Source organism: Longibaculum muris, from assembly GCF_004343035.1.
Lineage (GTDB): Bacteria > Bacillota_I > Bacilli_A > Erysipelotrichales > Coprobacillaceae > Longibaculum > Longibaculum muris.
The window spans coordinates 356,180-382,695 of record NZ_SMCQ01000001.1 but is presented as its reverse complement, the minus strand read 5'-3'; the positions used below and the strand labels follow the sequence as shown (position 1 = coordinate 382,695).

18 protein-coding genes are annotated in these 26,516 nt (G+C 32.1%); all 18 read right to left on the bottom strand.

The features are described 5' to 3' along the window. Positions 1-41 precede the first annotated feature (41 nt). Positions 42-1,274, bottom strand: a complete 1,233-nt coding sequence (locus EDD60_RS01835; RefSeq protein ID WP_132226182.1) for an ATP-binding protein — start codon at positions 1,272-1,274, stop codon at positions 42-44. A 726-nt stretch (positions 1,275-2,000) separates the two neighbouring features. Then, the gene (locus EDD60_RS01830; RefSeq protein WP_066451152.1) at positions 2,001-5,537 is read right to left on the bottom strand and encodes a DNA topoisomerase VI subunit B family protein; all 3,537 of its coding nucleotides are present in this window, start codon (positions 5,535-5,537) and stop codon (positions 2,001-2,003) included. Continuing rightward, positions 5,530-8,754: a type I restriction endonuclease subunit R gene (locus EDD60_RS01825; RefSeq protein WP_066451153.1), complete on the bottom strand. Its 3,225-nt coding sequence runs from the start codon at positions 8,752-8,754 to the stop codon at positions 5,530-5,532. The genes EDD60_RS01830 and EDD60_RS01825 overlap by 8 nt, the downstream gene beginning before the upstream one ends. Before the next feature lie 48 nt (positions 8,755-8,802). Beyond that, positions 8,803-9,939, bottom strand: a complete 1,137-nt coding sequence (locus tag EDD60_RS01820) for a restriction endonuclease subunit S (protein WP_066451155.1) — start codon at positions 9,937-9,939, stop codon at positions 8,803-8,805. A 2-nt stretch (positions 9,940-9,941) separates the two neighbouring features. Next, positions 9,942-11,117, bottom strand: a complete 1,176-nt coding sequence (locus tag EDD60_RS01815; RefSeq protein WP_257529037.1) for an HsdM family class I SAM-dependent methyltransferase — start codon at positions 11,115-11,117, stop codon at positions 9,942-9,944. Positions 11,118-11,357: 240 nt separating this feature from the next. Further along, complete coding sequence (locus EDD60_RS01810) at positions 11,358-12,071, bottom strand: class I SAM-dependent methyltransferase (RefSeq protein WP_132226181.1); 714 nt, start codon at positions 12,069-12,071, stop codon at positions 11,358-11,360. Between the two features lie 178 nt (positions 12,072-12,249). Further along, positions 12,250-13,158, bottom strand: a complete 909-nt coding sequence (locus EDD60_RS01805) for a restriction endonuclease (protein WP_132226180.1) — start codon at positions 13,156-13,158, stop codon at positions 12,250-12,252. Position 13,159: 1 nt separating this feature from the next. After that, a complete protein-coding gene (locus EDD60_RS01800; protein ID WP_132226179.1) occupies positions 13,160-13,375 on the bottom strand; it encodes a helix-turn-helix domain-containing protein in 216 nt (71 codons plus the stop codon). Positions 13,376-13,514: 139 nt separating this feature from the next. Further along, complete coding sequence (locus EDD60_RS01795) at positions 13,515-15,095, bottom strand: recombinase family protein (RefSeq protein ID WP_132226178.1); 1,581 nt, start codon at positions 15,093-15,095, stop codon at positions 13,515-13,517. Then, positions 15,077-16,849, bottom strand: coding sequence for a recombinase family protein (locus EDD60_RS01790; protein ID WP_132226177.1), 1,773 nt, complete (start codon positions 16,847-16,849; stop codon positions 15,077-15,079). Before EDD60_RS01790 ends, EDD60_RS01795 begins: the two co-directional genes overlap by 19 nt. A gap of 43 nt (positions 16,850-16,892) precedes the next feature. Then, entirely contained in the window at positions 16,893-17,072 is a 180-nt protein-coding gene (locus EDD60_RS01785; protein ID WP_132226176.1) for an SHOCT domain-containing protein, read from the bottom strand. Next, complete coding sequence (locus EDD60_RS01780) at positions 17,069-17,479, bottom strand: LuxR C-terminal-related transcriptional regulator (protein ID WP_132226175.1); 411 nt, start codon at positions 17,477-17,479, stop codon at positions 17,069-17,071. The genes EDD60_RS01785 and EDD60_RS01780 overlap by 4 nt, the downstream gene beginning before the upstream one ends. Before the next feature lie 105 nt (positions 17,480-17,584). Next, complete coding sequence (locus EDD60_RS01775; RefSeq protein ID WP_132226174.1) at positions 17,585-18,574, bottom strand: N-acetylmuramoyl-L-alanine amidase; 990 nt, start codon at positions 18,572-18,574, stop codon at positions 17,585-17,587. 3 nt (positions 18,575-18,577) lie between these two features. Then, complete coding sequence (locus EDD60_RS01770; protein ID WP_132226173.1) at positions 18,578-18,988, bottom strand: phage holin family protein; 411 nt, start codon at positions 18,986-18,988, stop codon at positions 18,578-18,580. A gap of 80 nt (positions 18,989-19,068) precedes the next feature. Then, positions 19,069-20,913, bottom strand: coding sequence for a DUF859 family phage minor structural protein (locus EDD60_RS01765; RefSeq protein ID WP_132226172.1), 1,845 nt, complete (start codon positions 20,911-20,913; stop codon positions 19,069-19,071). Between the two features lie 10 nt (positions 20,914-20,923). Continuing rightward, positions 20,924-22,615: a phage tail protein gene (locus EDD60_RS01760; RefSeq protein WP_132226171.1), complete on the bottom strand. Its 1,692-nt coding sequence runs from the start codon at positions 22,613-22,615 to the stop codon at positions 20,924-20,926. After that, positions 22,612-23,262, bottom strand: a complete 651-nt coding sequence (locus tag EDD60_RS01755; RefSeq protein ID WP_132226170.1) for a hypothetical protein — start codon at positions 23,260-23,262, stop codon at positions 22,612-22,614. The genes EDD60_RS01760 and EDD60_RS01755 overlap by 4 nt, the downstream gene beginning before the upstream one ends. After that, the gene (locus tag EDD60_RS01750) at positions 23,259-26,444 is read right to left on the bottom strand and encodes a phage tail tape measure protein (protein ID WP_132226169.1); all 3,186 of its coding nucleotides are present in this window, start codon (positions 26,442-26,444) and stop codon (positions 23,259-23,261) included. Before EDD60_RS01750 ends, EDD60_RS01755 begins: the two co-directional genes overlap by 4 nt. Positions 26,445-26,516: the final 72 nt, after the last annotated feature.

Below are 26,516 nucleotides of genomic sequence, written 5' to 3'. Positions count from 1 at the left end.
TGGTATCAAAATGCTAGCAATTTTCTCTAAAGATACACTACTTAAAAATTTTCGTGGTTCTTCATAAATTCAATAATATTAATATGTTTAATTCCATTGCGCTTTTGCAATAAATAATCTGTCGTTGCTACATACTTTGGATAATTGTTTTTAATTTGTTCCAATGGTCTAAATTCACGATTTTCAGTTTCTTTACTCAACATGATCGTATAGGTAACTTGAACATATGCATAATTCATATCGTAATCACACAAAATAAAATCACATTCTAATTTACCAATTCTTCCAATACTAATTGAATAATCTAAACTTTTTGCATAAATATAAACAATATTCTCTAAGCAAGGCCCATAATTCATTTGATTTTCTGTATTCAATGCATAGTAGAAACTCAAATCAGCAAGATAATATTTCTTTTCTCCTTTAATAGATTTTTTGGATTTCATATCATATCTAGAACATTCATAAATTATCTTCGCGTCTAATAATGCTTGAATATATCTGCTAACTGTAGCCTTTGATATTAAATTACCATTTTTTCTTAAAGCATCTACGATATTATTAATGCTCATTGGAGATGCATAGTTATTAATTATAAAGTTTTTAACTATTTCAAAAGAATCTCTATCTCTAATTTTTATCCTTCTTCTTATATCTTTTTCAAATATTTCTTTAATAACATTTTGAGAATAAGTTCTTCTATCGCTTAAATTATCAAACTGGATTGAACGTGGAAACCCACCCTCTAAAATATAATGACTTAATTCTTCTAAAGAATTATTGCTAATTGGTTTATGATAAAATTCTTTCATAGCTTCATATTCTTCAAAACTTAATGTATAGATTTCGAATTCAATATATCGTCCAGTTAATTTTGTTACTAATTCTCCACTAAGTAAATATGAGTTCGAACCTGTCACAAAAATCGAATAATCCTCTTCTGATCTAAATCCATTTAACACTTCTTCAAATCCATTGACATTTTGAACTTCGTCAATAAATAAGTACTTAACTCCCCTTATGTTTTTTGTTTTATCTTCAATCAATGCATCTAATTGTTCTGCATCTTTGATATTTCTATATCCTCGTTTATCCAAATCAATATAAATGATATTATCCTTAGAAATTCCTTTTTCAACCAATTCATCAGTAATGGTTAACATCAAAGAAGACTTACCACATCTACGCACTCCACTAATAACTTTAATGATGTCAGTCGCATCATAAAAGCCTCTTATTTTCTTTAAATAATTTTCTCTTTTAAATAGTTTCATTTTTATCACCATATTCATTATATCACAAAAGCATACTTATACACAGTTTAACGTTACCATTTTTTTATTTTTTTCAATTTTGGCAACGTCAACTACGTTTTCGTATATTCTTTTATTAATTATTTAGTTAAAATGATTATATCAAACGCTATTAGCCAGAATTTAAAAAATTCATTTTTGGTCAATAAAAATAAAAAAGGTACCCATCCAAGGATACCTATAAACCACTATTTACTATTCCCACTCGACTATGTCTAATAATTCATTGTAATTCATATTGATTAAACAAGGCGTTTTATGTCTATTACACCATTATTATTCTATTTTAAAGCGACTTCCAGTTTTTTTGTACTCAAAGTGTACTCACAAACAAAATGACATATATCATGGAATTCAAACAACATCATCTTTTAACATCGATGGTATCAAAATGCAGTAATAGTCATTAAACAAATCAATTTAAGAATTAATGGTGCAATCAATTATTTAGATTTGATTACTTCAAAACAAACTTATTTATTTTCTAAGTATTCCCGTCTTACTCGATTTGAAATTTCATCTCTTGAGTAGTTTGTAAAATAAACCAAAATTTAGATTCAAACATATTTATCGTCATTTAAATATATAAATTTAAAATATCAATTATAAAGTACTCATTTATATGTTATTTTGCCTACATTTTTAACATTACCAACGATTTCGTAAGTTGCTTGTTAAGCCACAACATCAATGTCCATTAAACTTATTATAAGATCGAGTAAGTTTTGTACGATATTCTTTATCTATAGCAACCTCATATAGTTTTTTATAAAGCTTTTTGTTTGAAACTAATTTTGACTGGATTAACTTATTCACCACAAACATCATTGTTTTCTTATTTTCAAAACCTTCTATTTCCGAAAAATATGATAATTGATTTTCTTCATCAAACATCTCAAAAACGTATAAACATAATTCGTATGTTTGTAGACATTTCCTTAGTTTTAATAAATCTTCTTCAGATAATTCTTTATATAGATTATTTTTTACAATAAAATCAAGGAAGCCGTCGTTTTCAATCATAACTGGCTTAATACTTTTTAGAGATTCGTTTTTAATATACATATTAAAACATTTACTATTAAACTCATAATCATCTTTATGAGTTTCGAAATCAAATTTTCCAAGTCTTTTTATCCTGCTATACAAATACATATTGTATATTTTTCTTTTAAAAATTATGTTTTCTACACTTTCATCAAACAATGCATAATGCCCAAACTTCTTAATATTATTAGTGGTCGTTTTAGTAATGTCAGAACTTATAACACTATTAATAAGTTCTGTATAAGTCTTTTCAAATTCAGTATTTTTTAACGAAACAGCACTGAACTCTTTTTCATAATTTACACTCAGGATTTTTAAATTTGACATGATTGATAGTCGAGTTTCATCATCACTTACTTCTTCGTTAATCATTACAAAATATCTATTTCTTTCAGTTTTAGTAAATTGATTAAATGGCACTATATTACAATCAATCTTATTAATGATCTCAACAATATTTTCCTTAACAGGCAAACTGAAAATATAATCATAAATAATTTTCAATTCATTTCTTGATATTTCAAATCCTTTTATGTAGTCGATAAAGTCTTCATAAATCACATTGAAAAATAAATTTTTATCAGATAAATACAGCAAATATTCAATAGATTTTGAATATTTCATTTCCTCTTTCGTTAAAGGGTTACCATTCATAAACAAATAGTTCCACTTAATTTGTTTACTTACAATCGTTTTTCGTAACACTATAATTTCATCTTTCGTAAATTTCGCATTATTATTTTCAATACTTATTAATATATTGTCATCGTCAAAAACCAACTCATTCTCATACCCGTTATAAAGCATTTCTTTAATAAATAAATAGCAATTATGTTCATACAATTCTTGAATTGTACTGAATGGCAGCTTTAATAGAGTATTCGAAAACATAATAACTTGTATTGATGAATTCGTAATATCTTTTTCACATGCAAACATAACTTTAGAATAAGCATCGTTAAATTTATCAAGATCATCAATATTGTTTGATAAATAATCATTCAAACATTTAGGTTCTTTTTTAATAATCTCTAATATTTCGCAATAGCTATTTAAAACTGAATAATCTTCAAATGTCCTAAATGAATTAATATAGAAATTATCTATAAGCTTAATTATATTATCAGAAGCTGTATCATCCACTAGCAACTTTATTTTATTGTTAATAAATTTGAATTTATTTAGATTATATAATTGCGATTTCAAGTTAATAACATTTAACAGCAACTGCAAGTCTTTTGTTTCAACAATTTCTTTATCATTAATAAACAAATCACCACCTATAAATAAACTATTATATTGAGGCCAACTATCTTTGTGATTTTTAATAAGTGACATTCTAGCTGTTGTAACAAATTTCGAATTGTTTTTTAAAGGTAAATCTGAAATAATTTCGTTAAAACAACTAAAGCAACAACTCACTTGATTATCTGTTAAGCAAAAACTTTCATCCTTGGTTTTTTCTCGTAGACTCGCCACCAAATCTTTTCTGAAAGTATTTACACATATTTTAAATAGAAAATCACTATCATAAATATTATTTGGTAGACCTTTACCATAATCCAAGTATTTATCAATAGCTTTTATAGTAACATTAACATTTACCGTATCGAATTTTTGTTCTTCATAATTACCTATTTTCTTATTAAAAATTATTGTATTGTAAACAACCGACTCATCGATATTAAGAAATTCTGCATTTTTTGGAGTATTATTCGAATAAAATCTATACGACAAATCAATAAGTTGATTTTGAATCATATCGTTCAACTCGTCAGAAAAATATGTTAATTCAATATCTGAAATATTTAATAATTTACTTAGGTCTAAATCGATAGCTTTTTTCAACAATGATACATCAATAGTTTTACCAACTATATGATCACTTATTAAATCATCTAATCCATCATCTTTCAAACAATAGAACACATTAGTATACTGAGTCTGTAAATAAACAGAAATTGCACACTTTTGCAAACTAATAGTTTGTTGAGGATGGCTTTCTTTAATGCTGTAATATAATTGAAAAGTTCGATTAATTCTTTCCTTAACTTTTCTAATCGATAGATTATCACCCTTTGCTAGCCAGAATAATTCTATCTTCATTTTTGCAATATCCATTTTTTCATTATCACAAAACGCCTTGATATTCGAATCGCTATCTATCAAATCATTTAAAACTATTGAATAATCTACTATATTGATTTTAGGAACATCAACAATATAATCAAATAATTTTTCATACGAAATTCCTAAATCATGCTTATAATCAATATTTATACTTTCATCAGGTAAATTTCGGTTATTTTTCGACTCATTTTTTTTCTCTTGCTTAACAAATCCCTCTAGTAGTTCTATTTCACTTTTTATCGTTATTATGAACACTAAATTATGTTTCCCATGATAACTATCCGAAAATTTCTTAATCTCCATTAAAAATTGAATAAGTGATTTATAATCTGTAGTTCTATCTAAATCCTCAATTGCAACAATTAAATTCTTTTTAAGCAAACCATTTTTATTAATAATTTCATTAAACACACGATAATAATCAACTTCATCTAAATCACGAACTGACTCTGATTTTGGCGAAGAAAACACAATATTCACACAATTAATGACCAATAGTATCACAGTGAAAACAAATATCGCCAAAATCAACAATGAAACAGTTTCATAAATATCATTTCCAACTTTAAAGTATTGTAAGAATACACTTTTTACAAGATTATTATTCTTAATTAGTAAGTATGACATGCCACCAAGAATACTTATTAATAATTTCAAAATAAACGGTAAATCAATACTAATATCAATTACGCCAAAATTTTTACTTAAGTATTTTGCTATATAAGAGTTTTTGTTCCCTCTTTTTTGGGATAAATTATAAAGAAAACTTGTGCGCAAATTATTAATATTACTTGATTCGATTTGATTCCACATACTTACATTAATAAATTTATATCTTAATTCCCACCATTTATACTTATTCTTTAAGTTTTTAATTATACTAGATTTACCTCCACCAAAAGTTGATGTAACCCCTATTATTTTTGCACCAGAATCTATAGCTTGTTCTATACTATCAACATATATATTTATGCCAAAAAGATCAGATTCAGTTGATTCTATTGGATTATTTAATAAAATTACTCTCTTCTCTTTTTTATTACACATAATTTATCCATCCATATCCTTGTATTCCCATATCAATAAAATGATTCAACAATAAATCAGTTTTCGCATTAAACGAATCCTTGTCATAACAAGTTGGTAAATCCTTATCTAAAGTAAGTTCTATAGTATGTCTTACTTTAGCTTTTGGTTGTTCATCTTTATACCAATCAACTACTAATAATCTTGAACGTTCAGCCGTAATAGTTGTATACAAATGTTTTGCAGCTAATTTAACTTGTTGTTCCTCTTTTTGATTCAATTTCTTTCCTCTAATAAGTAAATCGTATAATTCAAGTTCTTCTTCAGTTAAACCTTCAAATGTAGGTCTTTCAGATTCTTGTTTTAATTCTTCCATCAATTGAATCAATTGTTCATAGTAATCTTCATTTTCAGTTCCACCTGCATTATATCTATCAATAATACCTTTGTAACGTTCTGAAAATTTAATTCTCGTACAATTTTTATTAATCATTTGTTGTAGAAGTTTTTCTATAAAATCTTTCATGTCATCAATTTCAATAGCTTTATATGGTGATCTTTTTATTTCATTACGAAGTTGATCAAAATCAACCTTTGATAAATCAATGACTTTTGTCCCCTTAATAGCATAATTATAAGGTGTTTCATCTTCTTTAACCATAAATTGATTTGCCATTACACTCCCATCTAAAACTTGTTGCATTCTTCTACGTGCTCTATCTATTTTTTCATCATCAATTGTGTTATGTAATAATCCATGTAGATATGCTAGTGGAGAAAAATTAGAGTTAGACCAATCATATTCAAATATTTCTGGTTTACTAGATTCATAAAGATTAATCATTGTATTTGTAATGACTTTAAAACGTTCTTTATTTTCATCCATTTGAACAATTGTATTATAAGCTTCTCTTAATTTATCAAGTTTATCCAATGTATCACCTTCATCAATTATCGTTTCAAGATTAACACCAATACCTTTTAAGAAAGAATCCCCTTCAGAAATACTATCATCTAGCATTTCAATTAATTGGTTCATATCTTTTGCTGGAAATTCACCTTCATCATCACCAGTAGCATAATCACGTAATGCTTCTTTCATATATTTAAAGACATTTACGTAATCAACGATAATACCACAAGGTTTGTCTGGATAAACTCTATTTGCACGAGCAATCGCTTGCATTAATGTATGACTCTTCATAGGTTTATCTAAATATAATGTTGATAGATTTTTAACATCAAATCCTGTTAACCACATAGCACAAACAAATACTAAACTTAACTTATCATTAGGATCCTTGAATCTGTCTTCTAAATCTCTACCATTAGAATCAATAGAATTCATTTTATCAATGTGTTTTTGTAAATCTAATCCTTGATCAGCAAATTTTTTAACATCATCGCCATTATTTGTTGAAATAACGACTGCCATATCTACTTGATTCATATAATTTATAATATTTGTTATCTCATCACGTTTTTCTCTTGTTGTAGCAACATTACGCTCTTTAACAAGTTCTTTAATTTCTTCTTGCCAATAACGTTGTACCTTTTCATACATCTTGACTGTAGTAAATTTATCAACTGAAACAACTAAACCTTTTCCTAAGAATCCACGTCTAGGGAAATGATGAGCAATATCTTTAGCCACTTTATCTAAACGATCTTCACGTTTAATAACTTCTAATATTCTTGATGATGAATTTTCTAATAAACGAGCTTCATCTTCATTTAAATCTTCATTTTCAATAATATCCACAATATCATCATCTAAGAAATTGTTTTGTAATCCTACTTCAGGTACTCTACGACTATAGAATAATGGTACTGTAGATCCATCTTCCACAGATTGAGCAAAGTTATATTCAGAAACATAATCACCAAACCATTGATTCGTTAATCTACGTTTTCCTAATAATGGTGTTCCAGTAAATGCAACAAAATTAGCATTTGGCAATGCTGTTCTCATATTTTCCGCTAAATCTTTATATTGTGTTCTATGAGCCTCATCAACTAAAACAAAGATATCATCACGTTTTGTTAATACTGGATATTTCTTAGTTTTGTCATATCTAAACTTATGAATTAAAGTAAATATGAATGGTTTATTAGTTTGTAGATATTCACGTAATTGTGCACTATCTTTAGGTCTACATTCTTCTTTAGCACCAATAACTTCTGTTCTTAAAAAGTTCTTCCAAATTTGTCCATCTAAATCATCTCTATCAGTAATAATCAAGAATGTGAAATTACCAGTAACTTTACGCTTAACTTTTCTAGCAAACATTATCATAGAATAAGATTTACCACTTCCTTGTGTATGCCAGAATACCCCTAATTTACCATTTAATTCTTTACGATTATCAACTGATTTCATTAAATTATTAACACCGATGTATTGATGATTTTTCGCAATGATTTTTATTTTTTGATTTTCGAAAAGAATAAAATTCTCAATATAATCAATTAAATTCTCTTTATTAAATAAACCATCAATTAATAATTGTATTGATAATCCATTTGTTTTAATCGCTTCTCTATCAATCTTTTCTTTTTCATCATTGACTTTTAGCCATTCAAAGAAATATTCATAGTAAGCATTAAATGCTCCTACTCGTGTTTCATTACCGTTTGATAATACACAAATTTGATTAAATGCAAATAAGTTAGGAATGTCACGTTTATAATCTTGTAAGTTTTTATCATATGCTTCTTGAACCTTAACAACACTATTCTTTAATTCAATAAATACCAAAGGAAATCCATTCACAAATAAAATTATATCTGGTCTTCTATAGTTATATCGTCCTTGAATCCACATTTGTGATACAGCTGTAAATGTATTATTTTCTACATTATCAAAATCAATGAATTTAACAAATCCAAAGTCTTTCTTACCATTCTTTATTACATCAATCTTCTTATTATTTCGAATCATTTGATATAAATTATAGTTTGTTGTAACAATATCTGTTCCTGTGTAATCTTTTTTATATTCTTGTACTAAATCTATTAATTTATCATAAGATATATTAGGATTTAATCTTTGTAACGATTCAAGCATAACAGAAGGAAGAACACATTCTTTTTTTGACAAACGTCCTGTCCCATCATTTAGATCATCACGCTTTGCTGGATCACTGTCACAAATAATGATATCGTAATTAAAAGGTTGTTGTTTTAATTTTTCTAGTATTGCTTGTTCAATATCATCTTCTGTAATAAACTTAGCCATTCTCATGACCTCCCTTCTCATTCAATGTGTTTAACAAAATTTCTACTTTTATTTTACTTCTAATTTACCTGATATTAATCTAGGTAATAGTAAATCACGTTGTTTGATTAAATTTTCGTTTTGTAAATTCAGTTTTTCTATTTCGTCAAATACCGGTTTTACATTTTTAACAAACAATTCAATTACTTCATTATTTGCAATTGGGATCTGAACATTTTTTATCATATCAGGACGTAAATGAAGTACATTGGCACCATTAGCAAATTGAGAAATATACTTAGAAATTCCTCCGAATTTAAATAAACAGTATAAATAAATATTATTAATCTTAGATTTTATCAAAACTAAATCAGCAGAAATTACTGAGTCGAATTTCACTGTAGGAATCAATGCCACTGATCCAACTGTTCTTCTATCCTGAGTCATATCAGTAATTCCCATAATTAAGTCATATCTTTTTACAACTTGTTCTTTTTTAAATTTACCATTATATTTTTTGTAACCATCTCTTCTAAATCCTCCATATGAATTAATATTTTTTAAATTTATTAAATTCATTCCATCTTCACATGAAATTTCCTCAGACGAATATGAAATGCCTCGAATAAACTTAAGAATATCTTTAATTTTATAATATGTACAAATTCCCGCATTTTGATTATTAATTCTTTTTCTAGAAAACCACTCTCTGTAAAATTCTTCAACCATTTGTTCAAATATTTTAATGCGCTTGTTATTGTTTTCAATTAATAAATCATACTTTTCTAAAACACTGATCATTTTCAATTGGATATCATAATCATATTTTTCGATATTTATAGAATTTAAAATTGGTAGTGTCAAATATTTAGTTGCAGTACCAGAAGCATTCTTTTGCATTTGTTTTAATCTTAATTGAATAGCATAATATAAATATTTTGTTTTATAATTTGGATTTATCGATTGAATTAAATATGTTCTTTGGTAGGCATCAAATTTACCATTGTAATAAAATACTGGGAAATCCCCATTAGCGTTATTGCCACCTAATAAAACATATTCTCCCTCATAAGAATAACTATTAATCTTGTATATTTCATGAGCACATGTAAAAAAAGGATATTCGCCATCTTCAACAGCCGCATTAGAATTTAGCTTTCCTGTAGGATATTTAGCTATATATTTTAATTTTTCATATTCTAACATATTCATTCACCAAACAATCCTTTAATATTTAAAGCTATTTGTTCTTCTAATTGTTTAGCTTCTTCGTTTAATTTAGATAATTCATCATTTAAAGACAACATTGTATATTTGAATTCTTCTTTAGTCATACCATCATCTTCAATCATAACGCCAACATATCTACCTGCATTTAATGAATAGTCTTGATCTTTAATACCGTCTTCACCATCTATTTTAGCCACTTTACATAATCCAATAATATCTTGATAAACACCATCTGGGAAACGTTCATTCAGCCAATCAATTTGCTCTTGCCAGTATTCTTTATTGTCTTGTGTTTCTAAGTTCGCTTTATATTCATTTAATAAATCTTGAAATGCTTGTGTATCTCCTTCATATAATCGAGTTATGATTCCTAAATTCTTGATTTGTTCCTCACTGAACTTACGATGAGCTTTACCTACTTGTGTAAATACATTTCTAGCATCAATAAATAAGATTTCATCTTTTTTACTTGTATTAGGTTTGTTCTTATCAAAGAACCAAAGAGTAGCTGGTAATGTGACAGTATTAAACATATTTGAAGGAAGAGTAACCATTTGAGAAATTACACCTTCTTCAATCATTTTTATACGTATTTCAAGTTCGCTTTTAGCTGCATCAGATGCACTATTTGCCATAACTAATGCAGCTTTACCATTTTGATTTAATGCAGATGCGAAATATGCAATCCATAGATAGTTAGCATTTGGAACGGTTTCTTTTTTATCTGAATCTTTTTTGCCTGACTTCTTCGTTTTATTTCTAGGTATTCCATAAATGTTAAATCTTGGATCATCTTTAACACGTTCATAATTGACTTCATCAACATTGAAAGGTGGATTAGCCATTACATAATCAAATTTTCCTACTGCATCATAAGGATCTGAATAAAATGAATTTGCTTCTGTAATTTCACCACGAACGTTATTAAGTAATAAGTTCATTTTAGCAATCTTGTTAGTGTCTGGATCCTTTTCAACACCATAGCATCTGAAATTCATTAAATCTTCTTCATTTGCATTGTGATTATGCATATATCTTGCTGCTTGAACAAACATTCCACCTGATCCACAAGCTGGGTCTGTTACCTTTAGGTTATTGATACAATAGAACGATTGTACTTTTGAACGATATGCACAGTGTGCATTTTTGCACACCCCTAAGGCATAAAAAAACACCCAGGTTGGTTAAACCTGAGTGCGTAAAGATATTGCACAGCAGACAGCTCAGCTCACCGAATTTGATGAGTCACTGGTACAACGCTGGGGCAAGCAGATAACCACCTGGGAGACCACCTCACGGTTGACCTGAAATCTGGTGTTAACATCGATATCAACGCATCAACCCATAGGTACACGAAACCCTCCTGACCATAATGGCTAGGAGGGTTGTTTTTATTACTTATATAAAATAGAAACAAAGACTATATCAACTTTTTCCTCAGAATTTACATTTCCATTTGTTGAAAGCATCCTTCCACCACCGGAGATTGAATTCGCAACCTTATTATTATATTCTATTGTTCTAAAATTGAATTCATCCTTCAATGTATAATAATAAGAGTCTGTATGCTTTGTAATCGCTTTTGTTCCTCTATCTATGATATGTGCGGCAACTCCTTTTGTAGAAGCCAGTCGGCAGGCATTCCATATAATTAATTCAGAGTAAGATGACTCCGGATTTGCCGCTATCTGCTGTCTATCCAATCCATATTCAAGCATAAATGGAAGGTAATACTCTATCATTTTTCGATTCCAATAAGACCCAACATTCCAACAGATTACGACATCAAACTCGAACCGATTAATTAAATCATTTCTAATATCATCTTCAGCTATATCACCTTCAATAAAAATAACGTTTTGTTTTGAATAGCCTTTATCTGAGAGCAGTTTTTTTGCCTGTGTGATACAATCCATATTTTTCTCAATTGCAATAACTTGATGCCCCTTTTCAACTAAAGCCAGTGTACTATATCCTGTTCCACATCCTATTTCTAGAACAGTGTTGAATGATGACAGTTTTTCTTCCATCCACGAATAGTATCCCTTTTCATAGAAATATTGTGCACTTGTATTCCACTGGTTTGCATATAATAATTCATCTGTCATGATGATTCCTCCATTTTTCTCCTGTTATCTATTTCACTGCCAAGCCTACCGCTTATTATCGAGTGGCTTGAACTGCGATCAGTCTTGTTATCTAAATCACTGTAACAACCCCTAACGTCTAAACCCTACAAATAGCAATTTACATTGCTTTCTGTCATCTAGCTTATCTGTTTTACTGCTATTCCTCGTCATAAAAGTCATCAAGAACATATGTAGTAACCGGAGTTATAAACAACTCATACTTTATAATAAGTCTGATAAGATCATTTCCATCAATCAAAGTAATTGGTGTTCCTTCTCTTGCTGCAACTCTAGCTGCATTTGTAAATCTACTATTAGTAATAAACACACCATAATCAGCTTTGAACTTATTCATCGCACCTAAAAATTGGTTGATATCTGGTTCGCTAACAGGTGCAGTATTATATCTCTTGCATTGAATTACAACACGAGTAGTTCTGAAATCGTCATCATCAGTATGATAACCATACCCATCGATACCACCATCGTTTGAAATTTTTACACTTTTATCTGTAAACTGCACTCCCATTTTTGTAAGCAATGCTCTAGAAAATTGTTCAAACTTTTTAGGTGTCATATTTGCAATCGCACTTTGAAGTTTCACCTTTACATCATCAAGAACATCATCTTCATTAGATTTACCGTCTTCTTCTAGTTCATCTGTAACATTTACTTTTTTATCTTTATTCTTAGCTGCCTTTTCTTCCCAATAAACTGATGCTTTTTCACGCACTTCTGTTTTAACATCAAAGTCGGACAAATCTATTGCAGCACCTTTTGATGTTAAAGTAACAAGAGGTTTATACTTTTCGTATGTCAAAAATCCAACATAGCTTAATTCCTTAAGTGCAAAGTTGAATTTAAAATCAAATTTTTTATACTGATTTCCGCTCTTGCTCGCTGTATAGAGTTTTTGTTCAAATTCAGCAATACGCTCATCTTTTTCACTAATTCTATCTCTTATTTCTGAACGTTCTAATTGTCCACCAGCCTCTTGCAAAACTTCTATAATAGGTTTTATCAAATAAGAAACTTGCTGTTCAGAATTTAATGTATCATAATACATACTACTCCTCCGTCCTTTTTACATAATTCAGCTCGATATCATATCCCAATTCTTCCATCATCTTAATGAAAGTGTTGTTAATGACACCATCTTTTTTCTTGATGACACGATTTACATATGAACTTGTTGTTTTGATGTTTTCTGCAAGCTGAGCTTGCGTAATTCCTAGTTCTATACATTTTACCTTTACATCTACTTCAATGTTGTTCTTAAGCATGAGTTCTCCTTTACTAACAACAGTTATTTCACTATTAAGATAATTTATTATACCACTAAAATCAGCAAATAACAATTAGGCAACTTCCACATAAAGCAAAAAAACACCCAGGACTTAGCCTGAGTGCGTCATGTAAATATTAAACTGTTACTTCTGTTCCATCCTTAAAGACTACCGTAATATCTTCCTTACTTCTAACTACAATCTTTTCTGCAAGGCTGCTCCATAACCCTTCATCAAATTCTGTAATAATATCCGCTTGTTCTTTTAGAACTGTAATTAATCTTCCCATCTGTTCATACTTGGCTTCTTTATTAGAAATGGTGCTGCAAATCTCATCATACTCGCTTTTTAATTTATCGTATCGTTCCACCAAAGCATTATATCTTTTATTGTAATCATCTTGATTCTGTGCTTTCCTTGCATTTTCTTCAACGATTGCTTGTGTCATGTCAACTGTAACTGCTATTTCTTGTTCTAAGTTATCCCTTTTCTTCAGCAATTCCTCTTTGTCGCATAAGGCTTGCCTTACCAATTCAAGGTTAGCAATAATCTCATCTTTTTCTGTTATTAGCTCATTAACTGCTTTGATGAAGATTTCCTTTAATTCATACTCAATGAAATGAGGAGTAGAACAACCTGTATTATTTCTAAACTTATTATTACATTGATAGATAACTCTTCGGTATTTGTCATTGGAGTGCCACACCTTTGAGCCATACCAACCACCGCACTCAGCACATTGTACTTTTGATGAGAACATTGTTATTCCACTATATCGTGATTTTCCTTTTCCTCTTCGTTCAATTTCCACTTGTACCAAGTCAAAAAGTTGTGGATCAATAATTGCCTCGTGGTTATTCTCAACATAATACTGTGGTACTTCACCCTCGTTTTTCTTCATCTTCTTATTTAAGAAATCAACAGTGAACTCCTTTTGAAGAAGTGCATCACCTTTATATTTTTCATTTGTAAGAATACTTTTCACCGATGATTGACTCCATACATCTTTACCTCCGGGAGTCTTAATTCCACGGTTTGTAAGTTCTTTAGCTATTGTATGAAAGGTAAGTCCATCTAAGAAAAGTTTATAAATGAGTTTTACTGTCTTTGCTTGTTCCGGCACCACCACTATCGTACCATCTGCAGCCTTTTCATATCCTAAAAATCTACTGTAAGCAAAGCTGACTTTACCATCAGCAAATCGTTTTCTATGACCCCAAGTAACATTCTCTGAAATACTACGACTTTCTTCTTGAGCTAATGAACTCATAATAGTAAGAAGAAGTTCTCCCTTACTATCAAAAGTCCATATATTCTCTTTTTCAAAGTAGCACTCTATGTTGTTTTCCTTTAACTTTCTGATGGTAGAAAGCGAATCAACCGTATTTCTTGCAAACCTTGAAACTGACTTTGTAATTATTAAATCTATCTTTCCATCAAGTGCATCAGCCACCATTCGATTGAATCCATCTCTTCTTCTTGTATTTGTAGCACTGATTCCTTCATCTGAATAAAGTCCTGCAAACTCCCAATCATCTCGGCTTTTGATGTAGTTTGTATAATAATCAACCTGTGCCTCATAACTGGTAGTTTGATCTTCGTGGTCAGTACTAACACGAGCATATCCTGCAACTTTTCGCTTTTTCTTACTGTCCATCGGTTTTGCAGTATATTTATTTATAGTAGCAGGTATCTGAGTTACTTTTCTTTTTGCCATTTATCACCACGATCCTCTCTTAGTTTTTTCATTCTTTGACTCATTTTTTCTCTTCGCTCATCATCCCATATCTGTTTCATGCATTTGCTCATATATTCCTTGTATTCCTCAGTGTGAGGAGTACCTTTTTTCTTTTCCTTATAATCTAATGTTTTAGTAGAACCATCTTTGAAATGAAAGGTAACAGTTTTATTCAAAACTACTGCTTTATCTAATTTTTCATCCATTATCTTTTCTGAAAATTCATCAAGCTCTAACACTTCACAAACAAGCCTTTTCAAAGTTGATTCTTTAATTGCAGTGTTTCCGCAACTTTCTGAACATCGCCTGGTTCTTTCTTTCGTTCCATCAGAATAAGTGTTTGACTGCCCTCGATAATTATTACTACAATTCCCACATACCACAAAACCCGTGAATTCAGTATGTCTTGTTGGGTTTGTGGATTTTTTCTTATGAAGTTCTCCCCAGGCTTTTCTTCTTTCAGATGTCCAACAATCCGTTCTTGCTGATGATTTCCATTTTTGAAGATATGTACTTCCATCTTTAAAATGAAATTCAAGCGTATCATCACCAATAACTACAATCTTATCCACTCTTTCTTCAAAGACAGTTTCATCAAATTCCTCAGTGCCAAGAACCTCAGCACAAACCCTCTTCAATGTATTTTCCGGTATGCTCTTAGCATCGCAGTACCTTTTTCCCTTTTCTGATTTAGTTAAACAAATCCAAATGTAATAGACCTTATCTGGGTCTTTTCTTTGACGCTTGCCACTCCTTCGATAGCTTTTACCACAGTTGGAGCATTTAATCTTACTAGTAAAGCAAGTAGTAGGAATACTCCAATTTGCTCTAACACCAAGTTCTCTTCGTCTTTTTATCTCATCTTGAACTTGCTTATATACATCCATTGGGATAATTGGCTCATGTGTGTTCTCAACAAAGTATTGTGGAAGTTCTCCTTTGTTTTTCTTTGATTTTCCAGTGATGGGGTCAACAACATACTCTTTTTGAAAAAGCAAATTTCCTGTATAAGTGAGGTTACTTAAGATTTGACGAATTGAAGTATTTCCAAAATGACCGCCCTTATACGATTTCACACCCATCTCTTCAAGTTGCTTTTCTGTGCTTTCTGCAGATAAACCTTTTAGAAAATTATCGTAAATGAGTTTTACAATCTTTGCCTCATCCGGTTCTATCACCAATTTATCATCTTTCCATCGGTATCCATAGATTTGAAACTGTCCATTAGGTATGCCTTGTTCAAACCTTTTTCTTGTAGCCCATTTGACATTTTCAGAAATGGATCTACTTTCTTCTTGAGCAAATGAGGCAAGTATTGAAAGCATCAACTCACCATCTCCACTTAGGGAGTTTATATTTTCTTTTTCAAATCTAACTTCTACACCTATATCTTTAAGTGCTCTTACTGTTTCAAGTAAATCGACTGTATTTCTTGCAAAACGCTGAATGGATTTTGTAAGTATAATATCAATCTTTCCATTTTTAGCATCTTCAATCATTCGTTTAAATTCTTCACGCTTAGCAGTGCTTGTTCCGCTAATACCATTATCTGCATATACTCCGGCAAACTCCCAATCAGGATTCTTTTGAATGAAGTTATTGTAATAGCTTATTTGTGCAGAAAGTGAATGGTTCATTCTTTCGGATTCCATTGAAATTCTGGCATAAGCAGCAACTCTTTTTCTATGCTGAATAACTGGCATTGTATGTTCAATTTTCGTTATTTTTCGCACTTTACAGACCTCCTTTCTTCAGTACATATATCACTCTAAAGCCTTAATTTATCAAGTCTATATCGGCAAATAATGTAGCAAAAGTTGGTCCGTATTTTTCTTTCATTTTTGTATCAATTATGATGTATTCCTCTTTTGATACAATCCCATCATCAAGCATTTTCTTTACCATACTCATAGTGGCAAGATAGAGTTTTTCACTGTTAAGTTCTTCTTTACTCATCGCCTGCCACCTCCAAATCTGTCGGCAACATAGCAATCATGAGAACAATATTTCTTATCTGAATTTCCATAAACCTCGAACTCTTTATGGCAATATGGACATGCTTTAACTGTTACTTTTTTATGTTTAACCCTATCTCTATGAGAATTCCACCATGCCATTCTACATTTATCTGAACAAAACTGTTTCATTTTTCTTTTGTCATTTTGACTAACTACTACACCGCAATTTTTACAAAATACCTTGTTATCCTTAATCACCTTTATTTCATCAGTACTAGTTAGATTATTTCTTCTGCAATACGATTTGATGGTATTTTCAGAAATACCTAATTCTTTTGCTATGGACTTATATCCTGCTCCCTTTGCCCTCATAGAAGTAATTTGTGTTTTTTGAATATCGTTCATAAGTAAAAACACCTCCTAAGTAACAGGCAAAGAAAACATCTCGATTTTTACCCCTAAAACAAAAAAAGACCCGTAAGAGAACAAAATCTCCTACGGGCATACACACTAACTCAATATTTCATTTACTCGTCTTTGGACTGCATTATAGTCATATCCAGCTGCGATTAATCGTTTCTTCCTATCCGTTCCATTTCCCCAATCACCACGAATTACTTCTCTGGCAATTGTATCAATAGATTTCTTTGTTGAACCATATAACAATTCATTAACTCTGTTTTGAACAGCATCATAATTATAACCTGCAGAAGTCAATCTGTTTTTTCTGTCAAATCCATTACCCCATAAACCTTTGATAACTTCTCTTGCAAGTTCATCAATAGATTTTTTATTTGTTCTAGGGTAGACCAAAATACCTCGTTCATCAAATACACTGTATCCTTTGTGGGAATCAGCACATCTTTTCGCATTTTCTAAAACACTAAAAGCACCTACTTGCGATTTAGAATCGGACCAAGATTTTCTGACTCTGTATAAACCTTTACTTGGTGCAACAGAAGAACCACCTAGCTCTGCTGTTACTTGTTTGGCAAGGTCACCAAGTCTGGAATAAAGCCAATCACCAGGACAGGATTTGCTGGCAAACCATTTGTGTACAGTAAGTACCATTTCATCTGACTTTGGTGAATAATTCAGCGACTTATTCTTATCACCAAACCAAAGAAGCTTCTTCTTTCCATTTCTCCTACAGATATCGACACAAAGTTTAATAAGGGTAGAATAGACTTTATCATTCATCCAATAAGGATGTTTTGTATCTGATGCACATTCGATTGTTACTGCTCTTTGGTCATTTGAATTTGAAGAAGAACACCAGGAACGATTCTTTTCTTCTACATACATTCCAATTCTTCCGTCAACACCAATTCCATAGTTACAGCTTGCTTCTCTTGATGTAGGAGCAAAGATATTACCTAAAGTTTCAACGCTGCATTGACCTACCACACAGTGCGGTGTAATACGATCAATGGCGTGAGTTCTTCTTCCTGAATGATTAGGACTAAGTCTTGTAAAAGATACTAAATTGCTATTTGACATAAATTATTCCTCACTTTCTGCTCTATCATGGAGCTGTTCTAAAACTGCTTTGATTTTTACTGGAATTGGAAGTCCCAAGTGACCTGCATTTTCAAGAAGGCTCACACCTTCATTTGAAATGTAGAAGAAGATAACAGCTGTCCTAAGAACACTGCCCGTACCGATAACCTCTACATCAAGAATGTTTGCAATTCCGACAAGTAAGAAAATAAGCACCTTTCTGCAGATGCCCTTAAATCCGACAGCACTAGATAATTTCTTATCGGCTACTGCACACATCACTCCAGTGATGTAATCGATGACTACAAATAATAAAAGTGCGAAAACCAAACCATCGCACCCACCTAGAAAATACCCAAGCCATCCTCCAATTCCTGTAAATACAAGTTGAATTACATTCCAAAATTCCTTCATAAATTTGTTCCTCCTTTTCAAGAATTTTTGATATAGAAAAAGCGACCATCCTTATTGGACAATCGCCTTATATAACTTTATTAATTTGTTCTTTTCCACATATAAACTACTAAATATGGTGGCATATTGTTATGCGCTGAACCTGAGCCAGTAGCTTGAGCAGTCCCGTTTATTGAATGGGTATGTGTTCCTGCATAACTTGTATAACGAGTTGTAGTTGCTGATCTATTCTCATGATATGTATATGCACTATCTGAACCTGATCCATTAGAAAAATTAGCAACAACATTGTGTCTATGATTTCCTTCACTTGATGTTGTTCCTGATATTGAATGAGTATGCGAAGGTAACTGAGCAGTTGAAAGTGTAACTGTCGTTTCTCCACCAATAGCACCATTTCCATAAGTGTTTCCAGCACCAAGTAAAAATCTATCCTTTAACTGTACCCAAGTACCACCAAACAAAGTAGTAGGATTTGTTGAATTAACTGATAGATAAATACTCCCTATCGGATAAATATAATCAATTATTTTTTTGCCACGAACTCTAAAATCCCATTTTTCAGAAATTTCAAAAGTATTATCATACTCGGCAACCTTTCCAATGGCGATTCCTTTACCACCCGCTTTATAATCCATAAGTACAGATGCAGTTGAAATAGTATCTGTTATTGATACTGAAATAAAAGCATCCGATATTGTGTACTTAATATCGTAAGAATACTCAGATGAAATACTTCCGCCAAATACAAATGATGATCCACTCGAAAAAACCTTATTTGCATTAATCCAAGAACTCTCTGTTGATTTTTTGTAATACACTGAAGTAGTTATTGTATTCTTGCTACTACAAGAAGAATAACTAAATGATACTAATCCTTTTACATAAGTTCCATCATCCAAAAGTACACCTGCACTATTACACCTTTGCGATGAATAAGAAGATATAACAGGTGGACTATAAGCAATTACTGTTATTGAAATCGTCTTTGCATCCGATACTCTACCTCTTGAGTCAGTAACTTTAGCGGTAAAGGTTATTGTTCCAGTAGTATTTAAAAAACCTGTGGTAAAAGAAGAAGAGGTAGAACTAAATCCACCTCCACTAATACTATATGAACTAATTGTTGAACCTTGAATGCCCGTTGCACCATTAATTGTAAGTGTTACTTTTGATTTTCCTTGCACATAGATGCCCCAGCTAGATGGAACATCTCCATCAACTCGAGTAGCTGTAACACTGGATAGACTAGGTTTCATTGAATCCGGTATTTTAAGTGATACTGTAATGCTTTTTGAACCAACGCTTGTACTTCCACTATAAGTTGTACAAGTAATTGTCACTTTGCCAGAAATAGAACTTGGTATTTGCTGAGCAAGTGTAAGCGGCGGCGTCCAAGATACAGAAGTAGCAGTTGTCTTTGAAACAATCGTACCTTTAGCATTTCCAAAAGCATAAGTCAAAGTGTGAGTAAAAGAACTTGATGCACGAGAAATACTAATAGTAGATGCACTTCCCATCGTGCTGCTTGCCATTGATATTGACGAGGCTCTTGGTATTGTATTTAAAGTATGTGTTCCACTAGCTCTTACACTTACCGCATATGTATAAACACCGGCTTCACAACTCAAACTGAATGATTTAGTTCCGTCAGCGTTGTGCGTGATTGTTGTACTTCCAGATGCAATAACTTGGTCCTTTTTAAGTTGAATTCGTGTGTCGCTTGAGTATACTGTTTTACCATTAATAACCGCTTTAAAAGCACCCGACATTACCCAACTTCCACCACCGGCAGAACCAGATCCTTTTAAAGTCCAAGCAATCGTAGTGGTGTTATTTGCAACGCTTTGACTAGTTTGCGACCATGAAAGAGTAATGGATCTGCCTTCTTTTTCATTTGTTGTTATACTTCCTGATGATGCCATACATTACCTCCTATCTTGTTTCCGAATTTCTCCACACTACAGAAAGATTTCCTGATGTTCTTGGAATAAAATCAAACCATCCCCTTGATTCATTTCCTAAAGATAATTTGTTTCTTATTTCTGCATTGGTGATAACTAAGCTGTTATTTGAGATATAGGCTATTTTTTGCCCATTTTCCTTAAAGGCAAGTTCCTCATTAGATAGTTCAGCAGTGAACGCATTACCAATTCTTCCAAGCTCAATCAGTGCTCCTTTGAAACGAATATACTCTTCCAATAACTGTTGGTTCATTGCCACATTGTTTTTAATCTCATCAGTAACAGCAGTAAAATCCATTCTGATTTCCGTACTGTTTTGAGTGATACTTGTTTGGAAATCTTTTTGAATACTTTCAAGCTCTGTCTTATCAATATAGGTATCATGAACGATACTTAATATCTGATTAGAAGTCTTGGTTATCTCAGAAAAACAGCTATGAATTTGTTCTTTCAAAGCACCTACATCTTGAACTGTTCCATCAAACTCAGTCAGCTTATCGTTAATTGAATCCAATTTTTCAGTTTTAGAGAAAAATTCATCTTCAAGAGCAGATAGGTTTTTATCATTTTTTACAGCAATGTCAGAAAGCGTTACTCCACTAGCACCAATGGTGATTGTATTACCGGATGGCTTTAAATAATCCCTTGTTCTTGATAAACAAAGGTATGTTCCATTAATTCCATGTGGATTTGAAACACACTCGACATACATCCCAGCATGGATACTTCCAATATTGGCTCCCGTTTCTGATTCGTCCACAATAGTTAGCTTAATGCTAGTAATTCCTTGAATTAAATTAGAAAGTCTAGTCCTAGCTTTACTTAAAAGATTACCTGGAACTGTTACATTCTCCCAAACTTCCGATGCCCAAATCCATCCGATTTCATTTACTGTATCTTCGTCATAGATATAGTTCTTACCTTCGTTGACTCCTGTAATATCAACTCTCTCATTCGATTCAGTTTCTACTCCTTCTTCATCAATGATTTTCTTTCTTGCACCAAGTGGAATCAAAGCACTGACTCGTTGCATATGATCTCTTGTTATTTCCACATCAAGCAGATTTTTTCCATATTCTACTTTTTGTAATGACTTTGTTTTAAAATCATCAAGGTAATCTAAAAATTTACCATTTTCGGTATAACGAACTTTTAGATATCCACCATGAGTATCAATCAGTTTCTTTTTAATGGCATCTAGAGTTACTGAGAACTCAGAATTTGAATAAGAAATATAATCGTTATTATCTTCTACAGTTACTGTTCCAACAGTAAATTTCTTTTTATCTTCTACATTTTTGTTATGAGCAGAAATAAAATATTCTAGTAATCCTTTGAGTGTTCCCTTGTATTCAAAAGGTGGTTGAACAGTGTCATTCAAATAAGAAAGAGTACCCTCACATACCCAAGTATGTGAATTATGAAAATCACTGCCATCATCAAGTGCTCGCCCTTCAAAAATAGTTTCACTTCCGTATTTACAAGTAATAACCGATGACATAGGTTTTACCAAATTTAAATAAGGATGATTAAATGGTGCTGATAATGTGAATGAGTCGATATTTTCTGCATCTTCTTTTATCTGTGCCTCCAAAATAGCAAGTTTGGATAAATTAGGATGATAAAAGATATTTCCATCGACATATACTTTAAAATCACTCATAGACAGCCCTCCCTGTATGAGAAACTAACTGTTCCTGTGGTTTCAATAGAAATGGAGTTGCTTCCATAATGTAGTTCAAATTCCGGAATCACCCAAGTGCCAGAACTTAATGTTTTATGAAAGCTATCTTCTCCAACCTTCCATTTCAATACTGTTTCTGATGTAGTGATGATAGTTGGAACTACCGGCATAAAATCATTTTTAAGATTTATCGTTCCATTCCCTGTTTGTATTACTTCAGTAGGTTCTGCATGATATCGGTAGCTATCACCATCCATACATTCAATTACAAGCTGTCCTTTAGAAATTAATGGTTCATACGATGAATTAAGGTTCAACGTCCCAATGCAGTAAAGATTCGGCTCTTCACTGGTTTTAATGCGACAGAGTTTACCATTATATTTATTAGCCATTAATAACACTTCGCTATCAAAGTTTTTTCTAGTTCCTAGCATAGATAAAATAATAGTAAAAGCTCTCGGTTCAAACGATACAGAACCAAGAGCTTCATTAAATCTAATTGGAGAATTTCTACCAGGTACGATGACAGTTTCTGTTTGTGCTTTTGGAATGGGAAATTCTATTTTTTCTCTTATCCAACCCATACTAATTACAGATATATCATTAATATAAATATCCGGTATCATAATGAAAGCCTCCTTGTGAGTTTTTGTTTATTACCAAGTCCCTCATCAAGAGCAGGAAGTAAATGACCAACCAAAGTTCCATCTTCAAGATAGATTCCTTTACTACTGTTATCTGCAATAATTGATAGATACTTTTCCATCACGCCTGTATTAAGGTGACTTGAAATCATAGACTCTAACTGTTTATAGAAACCAGAAAGAGGAAGAATTGCCTCTGCACCGGCTTCTCCTCCTGCCATAAGGGAAGAACCGTTCATTCCAAAGATTGTAGGACGAGTCATAATACCACCTTCCTTGTACCAATCAATCGATAGCTTTGGAACTGATGGTGGCATAATAGATAGCTTTCCTGAAACTTTGAAATGTGGCAATTTAATATGCGGAAGAGATATTTTCATACTGCTGAAGAACCCTTTGATTTTATCTACGATTCCTTTAATCGTATCTCTTGCTTTTTCAATTGGAGTAACTATTGCCGTTTTTATCCCATTCCATACTGATGTTGCAGTACTTTTAATGCTATTAAATACTCTCGACATCATTGACTTCACAGAATTAAATACAGTTGTTACTGTTGTTTTTACAGCATTAATCGGTGTAATGATAGCTGTCTTGATTCCATTCCAAACGGTAGTAGCAAAAGTCTGTATTGCAGTAAAAGCGGTAGTAATTACGGATTTAATCGAATCAAGAACGGTAGTAACAACAATTTTTATCGATTCCCAAATAGTAGTGAATACCATTTTTATGCTATTTAAAACTGTAGTTATCGTGTTAGATACTGCATCAATAGCTGTGGTTACTTTGGATTTGATTGTATCCCACACAGAGATGACGATTTCTTTACAATTCTCCCAAATGAACCGAAATGGCAATGTGATGATATCAAATGCTCCTTGAAGGATTGAACCAATAAACATAATGGCAGTTTGTACAGTATTTTTTATTCCTTCCCAAAGATTTACAAAAAAAGTAGAGATGCCTGTCCAAATGCCAACAAAGAAATCCTTAATCCCAATCCATATTTCATTCCAAGACGTACCGAACCAACCTAGAACGACATCAGCAATACCTCGAATTGTATTCATACAAATTGTAAAAGTATTCTTGATAAATTCCCAAACGGAACTAAATATTCCTTTTACTCCTTCCCAAAGCTGTGACCAATTGCCTGTGAAAATACCAATAAATACATCTAAGATGCTTGTAATAATTCCAAGAGTTTCTTCTAGCGCATTGGCAATCTGAGAGAAAACACCCTCAAACACAGGCGCAAGAAACTCACATAAACCATTCCAAATTGCAGATACAACTTCTTTGAAGTTTTCAAAATCAAACCCTAAAGCATTTAATCTATCAGTAATACCTTGAGCAAAACCAGTAAAGATTTCTTTTATTCGATTCCAGATAGCGATAATGTTATCTCTAAATTCTTCATTCGTTTTCCAAAGATGAATAAATGCAGCGATCAATGTTCCTATCACCGCCACCACAGCAATCATAGGAGCAGATATTCCACCAATAGCTGTTCCTACTTTTGCCATTACACCAGATACACCTCCGGCATTTGCTACAAGTTCACTGATTTTAAGTCCAAGCTTACTAAACGTCTGTATACTTACGCCGATTTTTGAAATCACACTTCCAAGTATCAAAAGAAGTGGACCAAGAGCAGCAACGAATAGTCCTATCTTTACTATCACTTGTCTTGTTCCATCATCAAGGTTATTTAGCCAATCTACAAAGCCTTGAATTTTAGAAACGATGCTTTTTATCATTGGCATAAGTGCTTCACCGATTGAGATTGCAAATCCCTCAACTGCCGACTTTAAAATAGTAAGTTGACCATGAAGGTTATCAAGCTGGGTGTCTGCCATCTTCTGTGCAACACCACCACTTTCTTCTATCTTCTTTTGAAGGCTGCTCCAAGTATCTCCGGTATTTCCAAGCAGTGCATTTACAGATGCAAGGTCTGTTTTATTGAAAATCTGACTGATGATATTTGATTTTTCAGCAGCCGTCATTCCATCCATACTCTTATTTAAATCACCTAAAATATCATTTAGGCTACGCATATTACCTTGACTATCATAAACCTCCACACCAAGAGATTTCATTAGGGAAGTTGCTTTATCCGTTGGATTTTGAAGCGATAAGATAACGTTACGAAGATGAGTACCACCCTCAGCACCTTTAATACCATTGTTAGCTAAAATTCCAAGTGCAGTATTTAATTCTGCAGTGCCGCCTTTTACTGTTTTAGCAGTTGCACCAATAGTAAGGATCCCTTCTCCTAACTGTCCGACAGATGTATTAGTAGTAGATGCAGTTTTAGCCATCTGGTCTACCATCTTATCTGCATCAGATACTTCCATTCCAAGAGCTGACATTGCGTCAGTGACCATATCAGATGCACTAGCTAAATCAATATTACCGGCTGCTGCCAAATTTAAAACAGTAGGAAGCGTATCAACCATCTGTTGAGTGTCATATCCGGCAAGTGCTAAGTAGTTTAAAGCCTCTGCGCATTCGCTTGCAGAATAAGCTGTTTTAGCACCCATTGTTTTAGCAAGATCATTTAATGTGTCCATCGTATTGACAGATTGCCCATTAACTTCAGACATGGAATCTTTGGTAATACCCATTGTTGCTTGAACTTGGCTCATTGAAGATTCAAAGTCAGCAGCTGTTTTTACAGATGCCACACCCATAGTGGTTACTGCAGCAGAAGCAACAGATGCTTTTTTACCAACATTGGTTATGCTGTTTCCTGCATTTTCAAACTTAGTACCCACATCACCGATTTTAGTCAGTGTTTGATTTGTCTTTGAAGCTTGTGATTCTAGCTTTTTAAGTTCTGCCTCAGTTTCAATGATTTCTCTTTGCAGTGCATCGTATTGCGACTGACTGATTTCTCCTTTTTGAAGTTGCTCATTTGCTTGTTGGGCTGCAACTTTCAAAGTAGCTAGTTTTTCTTTTGTATCACCAATTGCCTGAGTTAATAACTTTTGTTTTTGAGTAAGTAAGTTTGTGTTTGTAGGGTCTAGCTTTAAAAGTTTTTCTACATCCCTAAGGGCAGACTGTGTGTTTTTAATCTGACCATTTACACCCTTTAAAGCTGTTTGAAGTTTAGTGGTATCGCCACCGATTTCAACAGTGATACCTTTGATTCTGTTTGCCATTGGCTGATACCTCCTTAAAAAATTGCATAAAAAAAGCCCGGTATAACCGAGCATAGAAAAAGCCCCAACCTT